This window comes from Deinococcus detaillensis (assembly GCF_007280555.1).
Classification (GTDB): Bacteria; Deinococcota; Deinococci; order Deinococcales; family Deinococcaceae; genus Deinococcus; species Deinococcus detaillensis.
Window position 1 is genome coordinate 1 of the sequence record NZ_VKDB01000001.1, and the last position, 15487, is coordinate 15487.

At 60.9% G+C, this 15487-nt stretch carries 17 protein-coding genes and 1 rRNA gene; 4 read left to right on the top strand and 14 right to left on the bottom strand.

All coding sequences use genetic code 11. The features are described 5' to 3' along the window. A 23S ribosomal RNA gene (locus FNU79_RS00005) occupies positions 1 to 483 on the bottom strand; the annotation flags it as partial. 258 nt (positions 484 to 741) lie between these two features. On the opposite strand from FNU79_RS00005, the gene moaD reads away from it, so the two are divergent. Further along, positions 742 to 1422, top strand: a complete 681-nt coding sequence (gene moaD, locus FNU79_RS00010; protein WP_143718915.1) for a molybdopterin converting factor subunit 1 — start codon at positions 742 to 744, stop codon at positions 1420 to 1422. A 9-nt stretch (positions 1423 to 1431) separates the two neighbouring features. On the opposite strand, the gene ruvC is transcribed toward moaD, so the two are convergent. The 6 genes from ruvC to FNU79_RS00040 form a co-directional block, all read right to left on the bottom strand. After that, positions 1432 to 1926 (bottom strand): crossover junction endodeoxyribonuclease RuvC, encoded by a 495-nt coding sequence (ruvC, locus tag FNU79_RS00015; RefSeq protein WP_124870877.1) that lies wholly within the window; start codon positions 1924 to 1926, stop codon positions 1432 to 1434. Between the two features lie 86 nt (positions 1927 to 2012). Then, positions 2013 to 2942 carry an ABC transporter permease gene (locus tag FNU79_RS00020; RefSeq protein ID WP_143718916.1) on the bottom strand — a complete coding sequence of 310 codons (930 nt, stop codon included), beginning with the start codon at positions 2940 to 2942 and terminating at the stop codon, positions 2013 to 2015. Positions 2943 to 2954: 12 nt separating this feature from the next. Then, entirely contained in the window at positions 2955 to 3953 is a 999-nt protein-coding gene (locus FNU79_RS00025) for an ABC transporter permease (protein ID WP_143718917.1), read from the bottom strand. A gap of 116 nt (positions 3954 to 4069) precedes the next feature. Then, positions 4070 to 5866 carry a peptide ABC transporter substrate-binding protein gene (locus FNU79_RS00030; RefSeq protein WP_143718918.1) on the bottom strand — a complete coding sequence of 599 codons (1797 nt, stop codon included), beginning with the start codon at positions 5864 to 5866 and terminating at the stop codon, positions 4070 to 4072. Between the two features lie 358 nt (positions 5867 to 6224). Then, the gene (locus FNU79_RS00035) at positions 6225 to 6629 is read right to left on the bottom strand and encodes a HesB/IscA family protein (protein ID WP_143718919.1); all 405 of its coding nucleotides are present in this window, start codon (positions 6627 to 6629) and stop codon (positions 6225 to 6227) included. 69 nt (positions 6630 to 6698) lie between these two features. Then, a complete protein-coding gene (locus tag FNU79_RS00040; protein WP_143718920.1) occupies positions 6699 to 7370 on the bottom strand; it encodes a hypothetical protein in 672 nt (223 codons plus the stop codon). Positions 7371 to 7400: 30 nt separating this feature from the next. Between FNU79_RS00040 and FNU79_RS00045 the strand changes: the two genes are divergently transcribed. Then, positions 7401 to 8609 (top strand): MFS transporter, encoded by a 1209-nt coding sequence (locus FNU79_RS00045; protein ID WP_143718921.1) that lies wholly within the window; start codon positions 7401 to 7403, stop codon positions 8607 to 8609. Between the two features lie 34 nt (positions 8610 to 8643). Here the strand turns inward: FNU79_RS00045 and FNU79_RS00050 are convergent, their stop codons facing one another. From FNU79_RS00050 to FNU79_RS00060, 3 genes are all read right to left on the bottom strand, one after another. After that, positions 8644 to 9312: an amino acid ABC transporter permease gene (locus FNU79_RS00050; protein WP_124870860.1), complete on the bottom strand. Its 669-nt coding sequence runs from the start codon at positions 9310 to 9312 to the stop codon at positions 8644 to 8646. A 130-nt stretch (positions 9313 to 9442) separates the two neighbouring features. Beyond that, on the bottom strand, positions 9443 to 10207 hold the full coding sequence (locus FNU79_RS00055) for a transporter substrate-binding domain-containing protein (protein ID WP_143718922.1): 765 nt from the start codon (positions 10205 to 10207) through the stop codon (positions 9443 to 9445). 200 nt (positions 10208 to 10407) lie between these two features. After that, the gene (locus FNU79_RS00060; RefSeq protein ID WP_143719290.1) at positions 10408 to 11055 is read right to left on the bottom strand and encodes a carbonic anhydrase; all 648 of its coding nucleotides are present in this window, start codon (positions 11053 to 11055) and stop codon (positions 10408 to 10410) included. Between the two features lie 121 nt (positions 11056 to 11176). Between FNU79_RS00060 and FNU79_RS00065 the strand changes: the two genes are divergently transcribed. Then, positions 11177 to 11560, top strand: a complete 384-nt coding sequence (locus FNU79_RS00065) for a hypothetical protein (RefSeq protein WP_143718923.1) — start codon at positions 11177 to 11179, stop codon at positions 11558 to 11560. An 11-nt stretch (positions 11561 to 11571) separates the two neighbouring features. Here FNU79_RS00065 and FNU79_RS00070 read toward each other — a convergent pair whose 3' ends face one another. The 4 genes from FNU79_RS00070 to FNU79_RS00085 are packed head-to-tail and all read right to left on the bottom strand — an operon-like array spanning position 11572 to position 14392. Beyond that, positions 11572 to 12039, bottom strand: coding sequence for a GNAT family N-acetyltransferase (locus FNU79_RS00070; RefSeq protein ID WP_143718924.1), 468 nt, complete (start codon positions 12037 to 12039; stop codon positions 11572 to 11574). Then, the gene (locus FNU79_RS00075) at positions 12036 to 13199 is read right to left on the bottom strand and encodes an aminotransferase class I/II-fold pyridoxal phosphate-dependent enzyme (RefSeq protein WP_143718925.1); all 1164 of its coding nucleotides are present in this window, start codon (positions 13197 to 13199) and stop codon (positions 12036 to 12038) included. Before FNU79_RS00075 ends, FNU79_RS00070 begins: the two co-directional genes overlap by 4 nt. 31 nt (positions 13200 to 13230) lie before the next feature. Further along, positions 13231 to 13749 carry a GNAT family N-acetyltransferase gene (locus FNU79_RS00080; RefSeq protein WP_225429781.1) on the bottom strand — a complete coding sequence of 173 codons (519 nt, stop codon included), beginning with the start codon at positions 13747 to 13749 and terminating at the stop codon, positions 13231 to 13233. Further along, complete coding sequence (locus tag FNU79_RS00085) at positions 13742 to 14392, bottom strand: flavin reductase family protein (protein WP_143718926.1); 651 nt, start codon at positions 14390 to 14392, stop codon at positions 13742 to 13744. The genes FNU79_RS00080 and FNU79_RS00085 overlap by 8 nt, the downstream gene beginning before the upstream one ends. 131 nt (positions 14393 to 14523) lie before the next feature. On the opposite strand from FNU79_RS00085, the gene ypfJ reads away from it, so the two are divergent. Further along, complete coding sequence (gene ypfJ, locus FNU79_RS00090; protein ID WP_143718927.1) at positions 14524 to 15468, top strand: KPN_02809 family neutral zinc metallopeptidase; 945 nt, start codon at positions 14524 to 14526, stop codon at positions 15466 to 15468. Positions 15469 to 15487: the final 19 nt, after the last annotated feature.

A 15487-nucleotide genomic window follows, 5' to 3' on the forward strand; every position in this document is an offset into this window, starting at 1 on the left:
ACGGTACTTTGCGCTATCGGTCACTGGGAGTATTTAGCCTTACGCGGTGGTCCGCGTGAATTCAGTCATCGTTTCACGGACAACGACCTACTCAGGTGCCACTTCAGTCAATTCGTTTTTCGCCTACGGGATTGTCACCCTCTGTGATGCTGGCTTCCAACAGCTTCGGCTAAACGGCTTGAATCTTAAATAGTGGTCCTATAACCCCCAATCGTAAACGACTGGGTTTGGGCTGTTCCGGTTTCGCTCGCCGCTACTCACGGAATCGATTTCTCTTTCTCTTCCTGTGGGTACTGAGATGTTTCAGTTCCCCACGTTCCCTTCCCTTGCGGGATACTGGCCGTTCACGGCCAGTGGGTTTCCCCATTCGGAAATCCAAGAGTCAACGCGTATCTCCAGCTCGTCTTGGCTTATCGCAGGTAATCGCGTCCTTCATCGGCTCCAGTGCCAGGGCATCCACCATAAACCCTTAGTATCTTGACCTTCTTCATTCAAGCGCCGCTTTCACAAGCGGCGTTGTGTATGTCTTTACTCGCATTCTCAGATTGTCATTCTGCCCGCCTCGTTTGAGGCTCAGAAACAATACTGTCCATTCGCCGTTCTGTCAACCCCCTTGCTTCGAGGCGTCGTTACCGCATTGCTTCCTCGAAGAAGCTAAAGACAGGAAACAGCGTCTGGGAGCGAGTTGAACCATTTTGGAAGACTCGGCATTTGGCCCCGAAAGGGTGTTAACGTGAAGCCATGAATGTCCAAGCAGTGTTCTTTGCGCGGCTGAAACGTGAGATAGGCACAGATTCTGTTCGGCTGGAAGTGCCGGACAAGGCCACCGTGCGTGAAGTAGCCGAGCAAATAGAGGCGCAATACGGCATTTCGCTTAAAGGCTGTATGGCGGCGGTCAACGAAACGTACGCCGAGCCTTCTCAGCCGCTTATAGAAGGCGACGAGCTGGCGTTCTTGCCGCCGGTGGCTGGAGGCAGCGAACAAGACCCCGAGGACGTCTGCCAGGTGACGGCGCAGGTCTTATCGCTTGGCGACGCCGCCACCCACTTGGTTCAGCCGCAGTACGGCGCACAGGCCTACTTTGTCGGGACAGTGCGTTCGCCCAATAAAGGGCAGGTCGTGGAATCGATCGAGTACGAGGGATACGCGCCGATGGCCGAGAAGGTCATGCATGAAGCTGCTGAACGCGCCCGCCAAAAGCATGGGCGGCTCAGCGCTTTTATCCAGCACCGCACGGGCAAGCTGCTGCCAGGGGAAGCTAGCTTGATCATTGGGGTAGGCAGCCCGCACCGCCGGGTAGCTTTAGAAGCCTGTGACGACTTGATCGAGGAGCTCAAAAAAGAGTTGCCGATTTGGAAGCACGAAGCTGACCAAACCGGCGGACACTGGGTGGAGGGCACCACCAATCACGGCACCCTGTGAGTTGACAGGCTAGCGCCGCCCAGCAAGCGCTTGCTGAACGCCTTGGTGCGCCAAGTGGGTCAGGGCCAGGGCCAGCGCGTCGGCGGCGTGGTTGTTGAAGACCTCGCGGATACCCAGACTGGCTTTCACCATGTAGATGACCTGCTCTTTGTCGGCGCGTCCAGTGCCCACCAGGGTCTGCTTGACCTGCATCGGGCCGTAGGTGTGGACGGGCAGGCCCGCCTGAGCGCAGGCGAGCTGGACGACGCCGAAAGCCTGACCCACTTTGAAGGCCACGTCGGCCTGCTTGCGCAGAATCTGGTCTTCGATAGCTACTGCTTCAGGCTGATATTCCTGAATGAGGCGGGTGACTTCGGCGTGGATGTACTGCAAACGCCGGGGCATGATCCAAGCCGATTCGGTGATCAGGCAAACGTGGTGAATGTGGACAGCTTTGCGGGCAGTGCCGCTGACAAGTCCAATACCGAGATTGGCGAGGCCGGGGTCGATGCCGAGAACGATCATGGAAAGAGGATAGCGCTTTAAGTTGTCAGCAGAAAAAGCCCCCACCGAAGAGGCAGGGGCTCATTGGTTTTTTGCTTCTTCTACGTTTACAACCGGCTGCGCGGGTCGAAGGCGTCACGCAGGCCGTCGCCGAGGAAGTTGAACGACAGCACCGTGATCAAGATCATCAGGCCTGGGTAGAGCGGAATCCAGGGGTACTGCAGCACGACTTCGTTGGCGTTGCTGAGCATGTTGCCCCAGGTGGACACCGGCGGCTGAATACCGAAGCCCAGAAACGAGAGGGCCGCTTCACTGAGAATGGCGGTGCCCACGTCCAGCGTGGCCTGCACGATCACGATGGCGAACAGGTTGGGGAGCAGGTGGCGCAGCATGATGCGGGCGCTGCTGGCCCCCAGGGCGCGGGCCGCGTCGGTGTATTCCAGGTTCTTGAGCTTGAGGACTTCGCCGCGCACCAGCCGGGCGGTGCCCATCCAGCCGAACAGCGAAAACACGCCCACCACAATCAGAATATTGGCACTCGCGCCGAGTGAAGACCGCAGCACCACGATGGGGGCCGCGTCACTGGAGGCAAACAACCCACTGAGGACGAGTTGCAGGGCCAGGGTGGGAAAAGACAGCATGAATTCGATGAAGCGGCTGATGGCGATGTCGATCCAGCCGCCCAAAAAGCCTGCCAGCAGACCCAGTGTGGTGCCGACCAGAATGCTGAGGAAGGCCACGCTGAAACCCACCAGCAGGCTCACCCGGCTGCCGTAGATAACGCGGGAGAGCAGGTCGCGGCCCAGCTCGTCCTGACCCAGCCAGTACTTGGCACTCGGCGGCGCGTAGATTTCAAAGATGCTTTGGGCGTTGGGGTCGTGCGGCGCGATCCAGGGGGCGAGGAGGGCCATCAAGACCAGTAAAACGATCACCGTTAGGCTGACCATCGCCAGCTTGTGACGGCGTAGCCGCTTGAGGGCAATCTGGAAGGTGGAGCGGCTCTTGAAAGGCGCGGGAGCCGAGGCGAGTGCTGTCATCTTGTGGCTCCTTTACGAGTAGCGAATGCGTGGATCAATGGCCGCGTAGGCGAGGTCAGTCAGCAGTTGAAACACCACCGTCAGCACTGAGATGAAGGTCAGGGCGACCATTACCACGTTGAAATCCTTGCTGGTCAGCGCTTCCACGATCACTCGGCCCATGCCCGGCCACGAGAAGACCGTTTCGGTCAAAACCGCGCCGCCGAACAGGCCCGGAATCGAGAGGCCCAGCAAGGTCACGATAGGCAGCACCGCGTTTCTGAGGGCGTGGCGGTACAGCACTTTGCGGCTTGACAAGCCCTTGGCCCGCGCCGTGCGAACGAAATCCTGATTCAGCACTTCCAGCATCGAGGCCCGCAGGAAGCGCAGGATCACGGCAATCTCGCGCAGCATCAGAATACTCAGCGGCAAAATCAGATACCTGAGCTTGTCGGTCAGCGCCGCCCAGAAACCCGCATCGGGGGCCAGATCGGGGCTGCCGAGTCCGCCGGGCGGCAGCGAGATCACTCCATTGGTAATCTGCGGCAAATAGATGGCAAACAGCCACAGCGCCATCGCTCCGATCCAGAAGATAGGGGCGCTGAACGACACGAAGCTGAAAAAGGTCAGCAGATAATCGAGGAAGCTGTATTGCCGCACCGCCGAGAAAATGCCCAGCGGCACGGCGATCAGGGTGGAGAGAATCAGGGCGGGCAGAGTCAGCAGCAGCGTATTGGGCAACCGCTCCTGAAAGACGTAAGAAGCGGCGGGGGCGCTGAAGGTGCGCGACCAGCCGAAATCACCCTGGACGGCGTGGGTCAGCCAGAACCAGTAGCGCAGCGGAATCGGCTGATCCAGACCGTAGGCGGCCCGCAGGCGAGCGATGTCGTCGGGGGTGATCTGTGAGTTGCCCAGCACCAGCTGATCCACCGGGTCGCCGGGTTGCAGCGCCGTGAGCGTGAAGATCACCAAGCTGATGACCAGCAGCAGCGGAATCATTTGCAGGATGCGCCGAAGCGCGTAATTCAACATGACGACTCCTGAGAAAGCGGCGTGTGGTTTGGTTTGTTGCAGGTGGCCTGCAAGCAGCAAAGGGAAAGCGGGAGAGCGGTTGACCCGTCTCCCCCGCTCACTCCACTAAGCAGCGCTTACTTCTGGGTGAAGGTTTCAACTGCTCCGCGAGAAGCCCAGCCCATCTGGGCGGCGTTCCAGGAAGGATAGAGGCTGTAGGCGGTGTAAGTGTAGTTGACCAGCCCCGGCACCTTGGTATACGGGTTGGCGCGGAAGTACAGCGGCAAGGACGGCACCTCGTCAGTCCAGATGGACTGCATCTTGTCGAACAGCTTGACGCGGGCGCTCAAATCGAACTCGGTCTTGGCGTCGTTCCAGATTTTGTCGTAATCGGCGTCCTTGAAATTGGGGTAATTCTGGCCCGCGTAGGCGTTGTCCTTGCTGGGAATAAACTGCGAGGCCCACAGATCGCCGCGCTCCACGCTGGGATCGTTGCTCCAGGCGTACATGAACAGGTCCCACTTGCCTTCGGCGCTGCGCGGGGCAAAGTCGCCAGAGAACACCACCGTGGACGGAAAGTTCTGGATGTTGATGTCCACGCCAACCGCTTTCCACTGCGCCTGCAAAATCTGCTGGACGCGCTCACGCAGCTTGTTTCCGGCGGTGGTGGTGAAGTTCAGCGACATCTTCTTGCCGTCTTTGGCCAGGATACCGTCGGAGCCGGGCTTCCAGCCGGCAGCGGCGAACAGCGCCTTGGCCTTGGCGGCGTCGAAGTTGTAGTCCTTGGCGTTTTTCTGATAGAGCTTGCTGATCGGGCTGACCCAGGTGTTGGAAACGGGCTGCTTGCCCTCGAACAATGCCTTGACCAGCGCGGCCCGGTCGATGGAGTACATCAGCGCCTGGCGCACCCGCTTGTCGTTCAGGCCCAGGCTCTGGGCACGCGCTCCGACGTTGGCGATATCGACGTGTTCCCAAGTTGCGCCCGGCACAAAGTAAGTCTTGTACTTGCCGCGCTCGCTGCGCTGCGCTTCAATCGCTTGGTCGAAGCTCAGGCCCACGTACGACAGCGCGTCGAGCTGGCCCGACAAGATATTGACCTTGAGGGTGTTGGTGTCGGCGATGAAGCGGTACTGCACCGACTGGATGTACTTGTCGGCTCCACCTTTGGGTGTCAGCCAGTAATTGGGATTGCGGGTCAGCACCAAGCTGTTTCCGGCCCGCCAGGCGGTCGGCTTGAACGGTCCCGACACCACCTTGGGCAGGCCACGCGAGGTGGTGAACTGAGCGATGAACTTGTTCCACTCGTCGGTGATCTGCTTGGCCCCGGTCTTGGGATCGAGATTCTTGGTGGCCGCGTCAAAGGCGCTCCAGGCTTTTTCCATCGCCGCGCTGGGAGCCGGGTTAAGACCCACTGCCGAGGTGAGCTGGTCGGCGAACAGATACGGCGGATCGAAGGTGATGGTGAAGGTGTCGGCGTCCTGCAGCGTGATCTTGGCCTTGTCCCAGGGCTCACGGGCCGGCACCGGCACCCGCTCGTCTTGCTCGACCTTGAGCCAGAACTGGAAATCCTTGGGCGTGATGGCCGTGCCGTCGCTCCACTTGGCGTCCTTGCGGATGCTGAAGGTCACGCTGTTGCGAATGACGTTGCCCTTGGCGTCTTTGACGATCTTGTAATCGCCGTTGGCCAGACTCGGGACGCGGGTGGCGATCTCGGGATACAGTTCGCCGTTGTCGTCCTTGCCGATCAGGTGGGCTTCCATATACCAAGTGATTTCGGTGGCGATGACCAAGTTGTTGGTACGCCAAGGGTCATTGATATTGGGTGGTTCCTGCGAAGTGCCGATGACCAGCGAATTATTGGCCTGACCGGCCAGCGCCGAAGAAACAACGCCAGCGCCCAACAAGAGTACGGATAAGGTGAGCCATTTTTTCATGTCGCCTCCAAGATCACCCAAACGCTACAAAACCGCGCTCAGTCTGCCAAGAGTATGAAGAAATCTTTACCGAGTCAAGCGGGAGTGTTCGCACCTTGCTCAATTTTTTGCTGAAAACCGGCAGTAACGAGAATTTGACCACCGAATTTATGCAAAGTGTTCTGTAAAAGCCTGACAATCTTCACGTCAAGATAAAGCAGGCCGCTTGGGCATACGAATGCCCAAAGCGAACCAAAGGGCTTGCCCTAAAACAAAATACTGAGTTCTGTACTGCGGAGTATAAACCCAAATCAGTTCAAAAAAACCGCACGGCCTCAATTGGCCGTGCGGTCTTGGGATAGAGCGGACAGATCTGTACTTAGTGGCTGCCGCAGCCTACTGCGCCTTCACCGTCTTGGGCGGCTGAGCCGTCGGTGCGAAACGAGCTGCCGCAGCCGCAACCGGAGGTGGCATTGGGGTTGTTGACGGTAAAGCCGCCGCCCATCATGCTCTCCACGTAATCGATTTCCGCGCCCTGCACCAGCGGCAGGCTCATGCGGTCGACGATAAGTTTGACGCCCCGGTCCATCAAAATGGTGTCGCCTTCGAGTTCGCGGTCATCGATGGCCATGCCGTACTGGTAGCCGCTGCAACCGCCGCTCTTGATGAACAGGCGCACGCCCGCATTTTCCTTGCCGCTGCTTGAGATCACCGCGTGGGCGCGGGCAGCTCCGGCTTCGCTGATGCCAATCGGGTGGCTGGTGGGTTCTAAAGTCTGGGTCATGGTCTTAGGATACGCCTCGCTACTTTAGAAAATAGTGTGGAAGGCACACGGGAAGAGTTTCTTTTTGCGTTAGCTCGGCGCGTCGTCCTCATCCAGTTGGGTCAGCACCGTTTGAATCAAATAAGGCTGGCTGTCAGGGGCGCGGGCAGAAGGTACGTCTGATAAGAACAAACGTACTTGGTCCAGTGCGGCGCTCATTATTTCGGCCTGCGCCGGAGTCAGCCATTTGACGCCCGTGAAGTCGCCGCCGCGCCGAGTCAGAGCCAAGCGGTCTGACTGAGTGGGCAAGTCGGATTCGTAATTTACTTCGCCGCGCTCATCTCTGTAAATCAGCCGCCCGCTCAACTGCTTGCGGGTCAGGGCACGGGCCAGAGTACGCACGCGCAGTTCATCGTACTGCCGCGACTGGGCGGCAAGTTCAGCTTCAATGTCTTCAAACGGCGTCAAGTGAAACGGCACCCTGAAGCCGCTCGGCGCAGCGTAAAGGCAAATGGGCCGCCCCCCCCGCTTTTGCTCTCCCGCCACGGTGAGAATGCCCGCCTCCACGAACTGCCTTACCCAGTAAAGCGTCCGCTCGGTGCTGACTCCAGCTTCGCGGGCAGCCTGCGCCGCGCCCAGCTTGCGGCCCACGAACGGCTCCAAATGGCGCAGCGCTGCTCTGCTGCTGAGCAGCCGCGCTTGCTGAGGGGTCGTAGCGGTGAACCACTGGCCCGCGTAGCTTCCCAAAAAGGTGTGTGGCATTTTCAGTAGCCTAACGCCAAAACTGGAAATATGACTGATTTCGCGCAGACTGTAGGCGCTTCTGCTCTTCCGCGCCCGTTCTGGAGGTACTGGTTGGGCTTACTGGCCTCGGCGCTGGGTGACGCGGTGGTCTACGTGGCGCTGCCGTTCTTGGCGCTCGGCACACTGCCGCCAGGAAGTCAGCGGGGCGCTGCCGCCATCGGACTGGTGGTGCTGGCGCTCAGCTTGCCGCGTTTTTTCGCGCCGCTGCTGGGCGGATTGGCCGACAGGTGGCCGCCGCGCACCCTGCTGAGTCTCAGCGCAGTGCTGCGGACGGTGGGGGTGGCGGGCGTGGGGGCGCTGGCCCTCAGGGGCGGGCTGAACTTGACTGTGGTGGCGGGGTTGGCTTTTGTTCTTGGCCTGCTCACCACCCTCAGTTTCACGGCCCAGAGCGCGATGGTGCCGCGCTTGGTGACCCCCCACCAGCTGCCCCGCGCCAACAGCCTGACCAGCGCGGCCATGATGGGCGCTCCGCTCGTCGGCTACGGCTTGGGCGGCTTCGGGGTGGCCCACTGGGGCGCGGGGGCAAGCTTGCTCGTCGGCGCGGCGCTGACGGCGCTGCTGCTGCTCGGCACACTGGCTTTGCCGCCGATGCCCGGTGCGGCTGGCGGCACACTCGATCCACTGGGCGATCTCCGCTCAAGCCTCAAGGCGATTCGCCAAAATCCCCTGCTGCTGGCGCTCTTTGCCATGAGTTTTGCGCTCAATCTCTCGATGAACGTCACGAATGTCCGTGCGCCGCTGCACATGCTGGCCGCTGGCCGAGGAGCCGCCGACTACGCCACTTTTGAAATGCTGATTTCCGGCGGGGTGCTGCTGGGCATCGCTTTGGTCGGGCCGCTCTCGGCGCGGTTTCCGCTGGATAAGCTCATTGGCGCGGGGCGCTTAATCTTGGTGCTGGGCATGGCGGGCTTTGTCTTTGGCGGCGTGCAGCCTTGGTGGGCGGCGGCGGGCGTCTTCGGCGTGGGGCTGGGCCTCCTGGAAGTGGTCACCACCACCCGCATTCAGGGCCTGATTCCTGCCGACCTGCGTGGGCGAGTTACCGGCTCCGTGATGGCCGTCAACGCCTTGGGCTTGACGCTGGGCGCGGGACTGGCTGCCCAAGACCTCGCCACTTCAACGTTGATGCTGGCCCTGACGGGCGTTCTGGCACTGCTGACATTGCTGTGGCCGCTGGCGGTGCGCCGACTGGGTTCGTGATGGGTAAGTGTGCTCAACGGACGAGCTGGGCCATTCAGGTCGCTCCCCGCGACAGCCGCACTTCCAAGCGCCGCTGCACCACTTCCAGGAGGCTGCTGATGGCCCAGTAGATCAGCGCCGCCGCCAGATACGGCCCGAACGGCTCGAAGGTGCGGGCCAGCACCAGTTGAGCGCTTCTGAGCAGTTCGACCACCGTGATGACCGACACCAGCGAGGTGTCTTTGACCAGACCGATGAGGCTGTTGCCGAGGCTGGGCAGGGCCACCCGCGCCGCCTGCGGCAAAACGATCAGCTGCATGGTCTGCAATTTGTTCAGGCCCAAGCTGTAGGCCGCTTCGTGCTGGCCTCTGGAGATGCTCAGCACGGCGGCGCGGATGGTTTCGGAGAGGTAAGCGGCGGCGTTGAGGGTCAGGGCCAGCACCCCGCCCGCCACCGGACTGAGCGTCAGGCCGAAACTGGGCAGGCCGTAATAAATCACGAAAATCTGCACCAGCAGCGGCGTGCCGCGAATAAACGAAACGTAGAGCGCCGCCAGCCATCTGAGCCACGCCGGAGCGTAGAGCCGCAGCAGCGCCACGACAAGGCCCAGCGGCAAGCCCAGCACCATCGCCGCCAGCGCGAAGCCGACAGTCAGGCGGGCACCCAGCAGCAGGGTCGGCAGCGAGGCCCAGGCGCTTTGCAAAATAATCATCAGGGTGTCCATACAGCCTCCGAGGTGCGCTTAGGGTACAGCGCAAGACGCCCCGCAGCGCTTGGCCGGGAGGCGTCATGAAAACTTGAGAGCAGCGGCCTCATGCGGCTGACTGGCTCAGCGCTTCTTCAGCGCTTGTTCTTCAGGGTTTGCCCACATCCTGCCCGAACCACTGGCGGCTGATTTTGGCGTAGGTGCCGTCCGCTTTGATCTGGAGAAGCGCTTTGTCGAGGGCGATTTTGAGGCTGGGATTGGTCTTCTTGAGGGCGACGCCCACCGGCTCCGGCTCACCGACCACGCCTGAACCCATGATGGGAAGATTGCGCGATTTGATGAGGTAGCCGACCAACAGGCGGTCATTGTAAGCGGCGTCAAGGCGTCCGGCGGCGAGGTCGGCCAAGTATTCGGGAGCGCCCGGATACGTCACCACGTTGATGCCGCCGGCGGTGCGGAGTTGCTGCTCGAAGTTGCTGCCGAGGCCCACGCCCACCCGCTTGCCTTTGAGGTCGGCCAGCGTCTTGTACTCGCCGCCGCCCATTTTACGGACGATGATTTGCGGTGAGGAGTAGGCGTACGGCGCAGTAAAGGCAATGCTCTTCTGACGCTCCGCCGTGATGCCGAGTTGATTGACGATCACGTCGTACTTGCCGGCTTGCAGGCCCGCCAGGATGCCGCTGAATTCGGTCAGCACAAATTGCGGCTTGAGGTTGAGCTTGGCTGCCAAAGCGCTGGCAACGTCCACGTCGAAGCCGGTGAGTTTGCCTTGCTCGTCTTTGTAGTTAAACGGCGGATAAGTGCCTTCCATGCCGATGGTGAGGATGCCTTTGGTGATGGTGGTGGGGGCCGCCGCCTGCGCCGAAACGCCAACGAGCAGCAAGCCAGCAATGAAAAGAGGAAGGATACGCATGGGGGTTCTCCTGCCGCGCTGCGCGGCTTTTTGAGAGGGATGAAGGAGTCAGTGTGTTCAGCCGCTGCCAGTACACCGACAGCGCCCGAGTGGTGTTGACTGTACACCTGTTGACCTAATTTGTAAACTACTCTGCGGAATAAAGCGTTAACCTGAATTTAAGCGTTCTAGTTTTGTGGTCGGCTCCCGAGCCAACGTCATCAAACCCTCAAATCTTCTTCTTCGGTCAGCAAATCCACTGCCCCGGAGCCGATTTCGTAAAAGCCGCCGATGACCCGGATCTGGCCGCGCTTCTCCGCCGCCACGATGACAGGTTGTTCGCGCAGCGCCGCGACTTGGTGGCGGACATTGCTCATCACCGCTTCGCGCATTCGGGCTTTTTTGTCACGGATTGGCGGCAGGCCTTCCAAGCTGGGCTGAATGCCCCGAATCAGAGCCTGCAAAGCGGGCGGCTCATTTTGAATCCACTCTTCGGGCATCAGCGCCGCGCTGACCGCTCCGCAGCCTTCGTGGCCCATGACGACCAGCAGGTGAATGTCCAGATGCAAAATGGCGTATTCCAGCGTGGCGAGGCCGCTTTCACCCATTACGTTGCCCGCCACCCGCACCACGAACAAATTGCCAAAGCCCTGATCGAACACCAGTTCCACCGGCACGCGGCTATCGGAACAGGCCAAAATCGCGGCAAACGGCGTTTGGCCCATGATCTGAGCGCGGCGCTCGTTGGCTCCGAGTTCGGGGCGCGAAGCTTCACCACTGAAAAAGCGGGCGTTGCCGTCTTGGAGCGCTTGGATGGCTCCTTCGGGCGTTTGCACATCGGCGTGCTTGAGGGCGGCGATCTCCTGCATACTGGGGCTGCGCCGAATGGCGTCTAGCAGGCGGCGTTCTACTTCGCGGGGGTTGAGTTCGCTCACCCGAGCAGTCTAGTGCGTCCAATCTGGTGGGCAGTCGGCCTCTAAACTATCAACTATGACCGATTGGCAAGCTGACCCCGACACGCGGCTGACCCTCAGCGACCTGCTGGAGCGCTACGCCACCCTGCGCGACACCATTTTGGGATTGGAAGCCGAGAAGACTGAACTGGGCGAAGTCATTAAGGCGGCCCTGCTACGCGGCGAACGCGCCGAAACCGAGTTGTACCGTTCCAGCGTCAAGGTGCAGCGCCGCCTTGAGTACCCCGCCGAGCGCTTCCGCGAAGTCTTCGGCGACGCCGCCACCCTGGAAGTCGCCAGCATCGATAAGAAGAAAGCCGAAGCGCTGGCCCGCGCCGGAGACTTGGATGCGGACAAGCTGCGGGAACTGGCGCTGGTCAAAGAGATTCAGGCGTTGGTGCTGACGGCCAAGGGGGGCTGAGTGACGCTTATTTAGAGACTGATTTCAACCGTCACCACGTCCAGCCATTCACCGTCCAACTGAGCGTGCTTGAGGTGCCGCCCGACTTCCTGGAATCCGGCCCGGTGGTGAGCGGCCAGGCTGCCCAGGTTGCGAGCGAAGACGCGGCTGGTCAGCTTGTGAAACCCGGCGGCACGGGCCGCGTCTCGCAGCGCCAGCAATAGAGCTACACCGTAGCCCTGACCCCGCGCCGAAGTCGCCACATAAACGCTGTGATCCAAAAGGCCCGCGTAGCAGGGGCGGGAGCTGTACTCGCCGCCGCGTGCGAAGCCCAATACTGCGCCGCTAACTTCCAGCACCAAGCAGGGCCAAGCCAGCCAGCTCTGCAACTCGTCAGGCGTTCTGAGGCGAGTTTCAAAAGTGGCGTCGCGGCCCAAGATGCCTTCGTTATAGATGCTGGTGAGGGCCGGAAGGTCGGCGGCGGTGGCCGGACGAATCAAGAAAGAGCGACCCCAGAGAGCCGCCCCGCCGCTTCCCGCAGCACTTCCGGCGGCTGCACCAAAGCGAAGCGCAGATAGCCCTCCCCTTCTGAGCCGAAGGCCCGTCCGGGAGCCAGCGCCACGCCGGTTTCCTCGGCGGCTTTGAGGGCGTACGCCACGCTGTCCATCAGGCCAACAGGCCGCGCCCAAACGTACATACTGGCCTGCGGCCACTCGGCTTGCCAGCCTAGGGCATGCAGGGCAGGCACCAGAGCGTCTCGCCGCGCTTCAAAGACATCTAGGCCGCTCGGCGGTGTGCCGAGGGCCGCCACCGCTGCCGCTTGAATGCCCAAGTACGGATGAAAATCCACCGCACCCTTGACTCTTGCCAGTGCCGCCAATGCTCCCGCGTCACCTGCCGCGAAGCCGACACGGAAGCCGCCCATGTGATGCGTTTTGGAAAGGCTGTGCAGTTCCACCACACCCGCCGCGCCGCTGGAGAGGGCGCTGGGGGCGCGGTAGTCACCGTAAGTCAACTCGGCGTAGGGATGATCGTGAATCAGCAGCGTGCCGCGATCAGCGCACCAAGCCCGCACTTCCTCAAAAAAGCCGCTGGGTACGGTGGCCGAAGTGGGGTTATTTGGATAGTTGAGCAGCAGGGCGCGGGGACTTAGCGTCTCTGGCACAGCCGCCAAGTCCGGCAAAAAGCTGCGCTCAGCCGTGAGCGGCAAAGGATAGGTTTTCAGGCCCGCCACCGCCGCCGCGCCGTAGTAAGGCGGATAGCAGGGATCGGGCAGCAGCAAGGTATCGCCCGGATCGGTGACAGCCAGCAGCAGGTGGGCCAGCCCTTCTTGAGCGCCGATCAGCGGCAAGATCTCGGTGTCGGGGTTGAGACTCAGGCCGTAGCGCCGCTGCAAGTACGCTGCCGCCGCCGTTCTCAGCGGCGCGGTGTCGGAAAACAGTGGGTAGCGGTACGTCAGCGGGTCTCGGGTGGCCCGCCGCAAAGCCTCAAGCGCCGCTTCTGGCGGAGCCAAATCCGACGAGCCGATGCTGAGATCAATCAGGCTTTTGCCCGCCGCGAGCGCCCGCATTTTGGCGGCGTCCATCAAGGCAAACACGCTGGCGGGCACGTTGGCGGCCCGCTGGGAAGTCCAAGTCAGGGTTTGGGAGGAAACGGTCATGGCCTGAGGCTAACACCCCAGCACTGATTTTTTAGAGCAAAGCCCTCAAATCGGCCCAGCCATACGCCACTTCGCGCAACTCTCCTCCAATCACGGCCTCAGTTTTTTCGCCGATGAACACACCGCCCAGATGCTCGTAAAAAGTCCGAGCCGGGTTGATGTCCAACACCCATAACATCAGCGAAGTGTGACCCCACGCCGCTAGATCAGCCGCTAATGTCTGCATCAGTGCCCGTCCAACGCCCTCACCATGCGCTGAGTTGAGCAAGTAGAGAGTGAACAGTTCAGCGTCGTAGTCCCCAAAGTTGCTTGGCCCGCCAGAAATAAAGCCAGCCAGTCTGCCGTCTTTCTCCGCTGCGAAGACGCTTTCCTGGCCGACTTCCAGTGTCTTCTGCCACAAGGTTTGGCGGCGCTGTTGCCGCGCTGTACTGGTCATCCCCTTCAAAAAATCTTCAGGCATCAAGCCTTGGTAAGTTTCGGCCCAGCTCTCAACATGAACACGGGCCAAATCGGGGGCGTCCTCCGACATAGCGCGGCGCACCTTAGTCACCTTGAGTCTCCAGCCACTGCTGATAGCTCAGGCGCGGAATTTCAAACGCGTCGCGGGTGGTGGCGTACCCGCCGCGCCCACCCATTCGCCCGATCAAGTCCAGCGAGGCTGTGTCCACATATAACTTCTCGGCGTCTTTGAGGTGGCGCTCATGGATGCTCAGCGCCAAGACTTCGCCCAAAATGATGCGGGTGCGGCCCAAAGTCAGGGTTTGCACCTCGCGGCACTCCAAGCTGACCGGACTGAGCGCCACACGCGGCACTTGCACGCGGCCTGACGGCGCGAGGTCGATGCCCAATTGAGCGGGTTCAGCTTGATCCGCCGGAAAATCGGTGGCGCTCAGATTCATGGCGTCGGCCAACTCGCGGCTGACCATGTTGACCACAAACTCGCCGCCCGCGCCAATGTTACGGGCGGTGTCTTTGGGGCCGCCTTCTGGCCTGTCTCCCGGTGAAAAGGCCACCACCGCCGGATCAGATCCCATCAAGCCGAAAAAGCTGTAGGGAGCGAGATTGACGCCGCCGCTGGGGTTGAGGGTACTGACCCAAGCGATTGGGCGCGGCACCACCACGCCGGTCACGAGTTTGTAGCGCTCAGCGGCGCTCAGCAGCGAGAAATCAAAATCAAGGCGTGAATGGGTCATTCGGATAGCCTAACCCCAGAATTTCAAACAAACGAAAACGATTCCTGAACGCCTCGTCAGACTAAGCCGCTTAGAATACAATTAGAAAGCATCCCCAATAAGCGCTGACTAAGCATTCAAGGAGAACAAACATGGACTGGAAAAATCTGCCGGGCAGCGGCAATGTTGAAGATAGGCGCGGTGCGGGCGGAGGCGGCGGTGGCGGCATTCCCGGCGGCGGAGTGGCTGTGGGCGGCATCGGAGCGGTGATTATCGCCCTCATCGCCATGTTTTTCGGCATCGATCCCAGCAGCATTTTGGGCGGCGGCGATTCGGGCCAAACCACCCAGACGCAAACCCAGCAAAGCCAGCCCCGGCAAACCCAGCCGCAGCGTCAGCAAACCCAAAACAGCCAGCCGACTTCCCAGACCAATGCCGGGCTGCCCAGCGACGAAACGGGGCAGTTTGTCGCCAAGATTTTGGGCAGCACCAACGACGTTTGGTCGAAAGTGTTCCAAGCGGCAGGCAAGACCTATACGCCGCCCACATTGGTTCTCTACAGCGGCCAAACGCGGGGCGGCTGCGGCACGGCCAACAGCGCGGTCGGGCCGTTTTACTGCCCACTGGACAGCAAAGTGTACCTAGACACCGCTTTCTTCAGTGAAATGAAACGAAAACTCGGCGGCGGCGGCGACTTTGCCTACGCCTACGTGATTACCCACGAAATCGGCCACCATGTCCAGAACGAACTCGGCATCGCCGACCAAGCTGAACGCGCTCAGCGCAGCGCTCAGTCTGAAGCCGCGTCCAATCAGGTCAGCGTGCGGCTTGAACTCCAAGCCGACTGCTTTGCGGGTGTGTGGGGCAACAAAACAGCGCAGTACACCAAGATCACCCAAACCGATATTCAGCAGGCTCTGAGCACCGCCAGCGCCATCGGCGACGACAATTTGCAAAAGCAGGGGCGCGGCTACGCTGTGCCGGATTCGTTTACACACGGCACGGCTCAGCAGCGCATCAAATGGTTCAGCACCGGCCTCAAAAATGGCGATCCCAATCAGTGCGACACCTTCAAAGGCGCTTACAGCTCGCTCTAAACTCCAAATCATTAAAGCG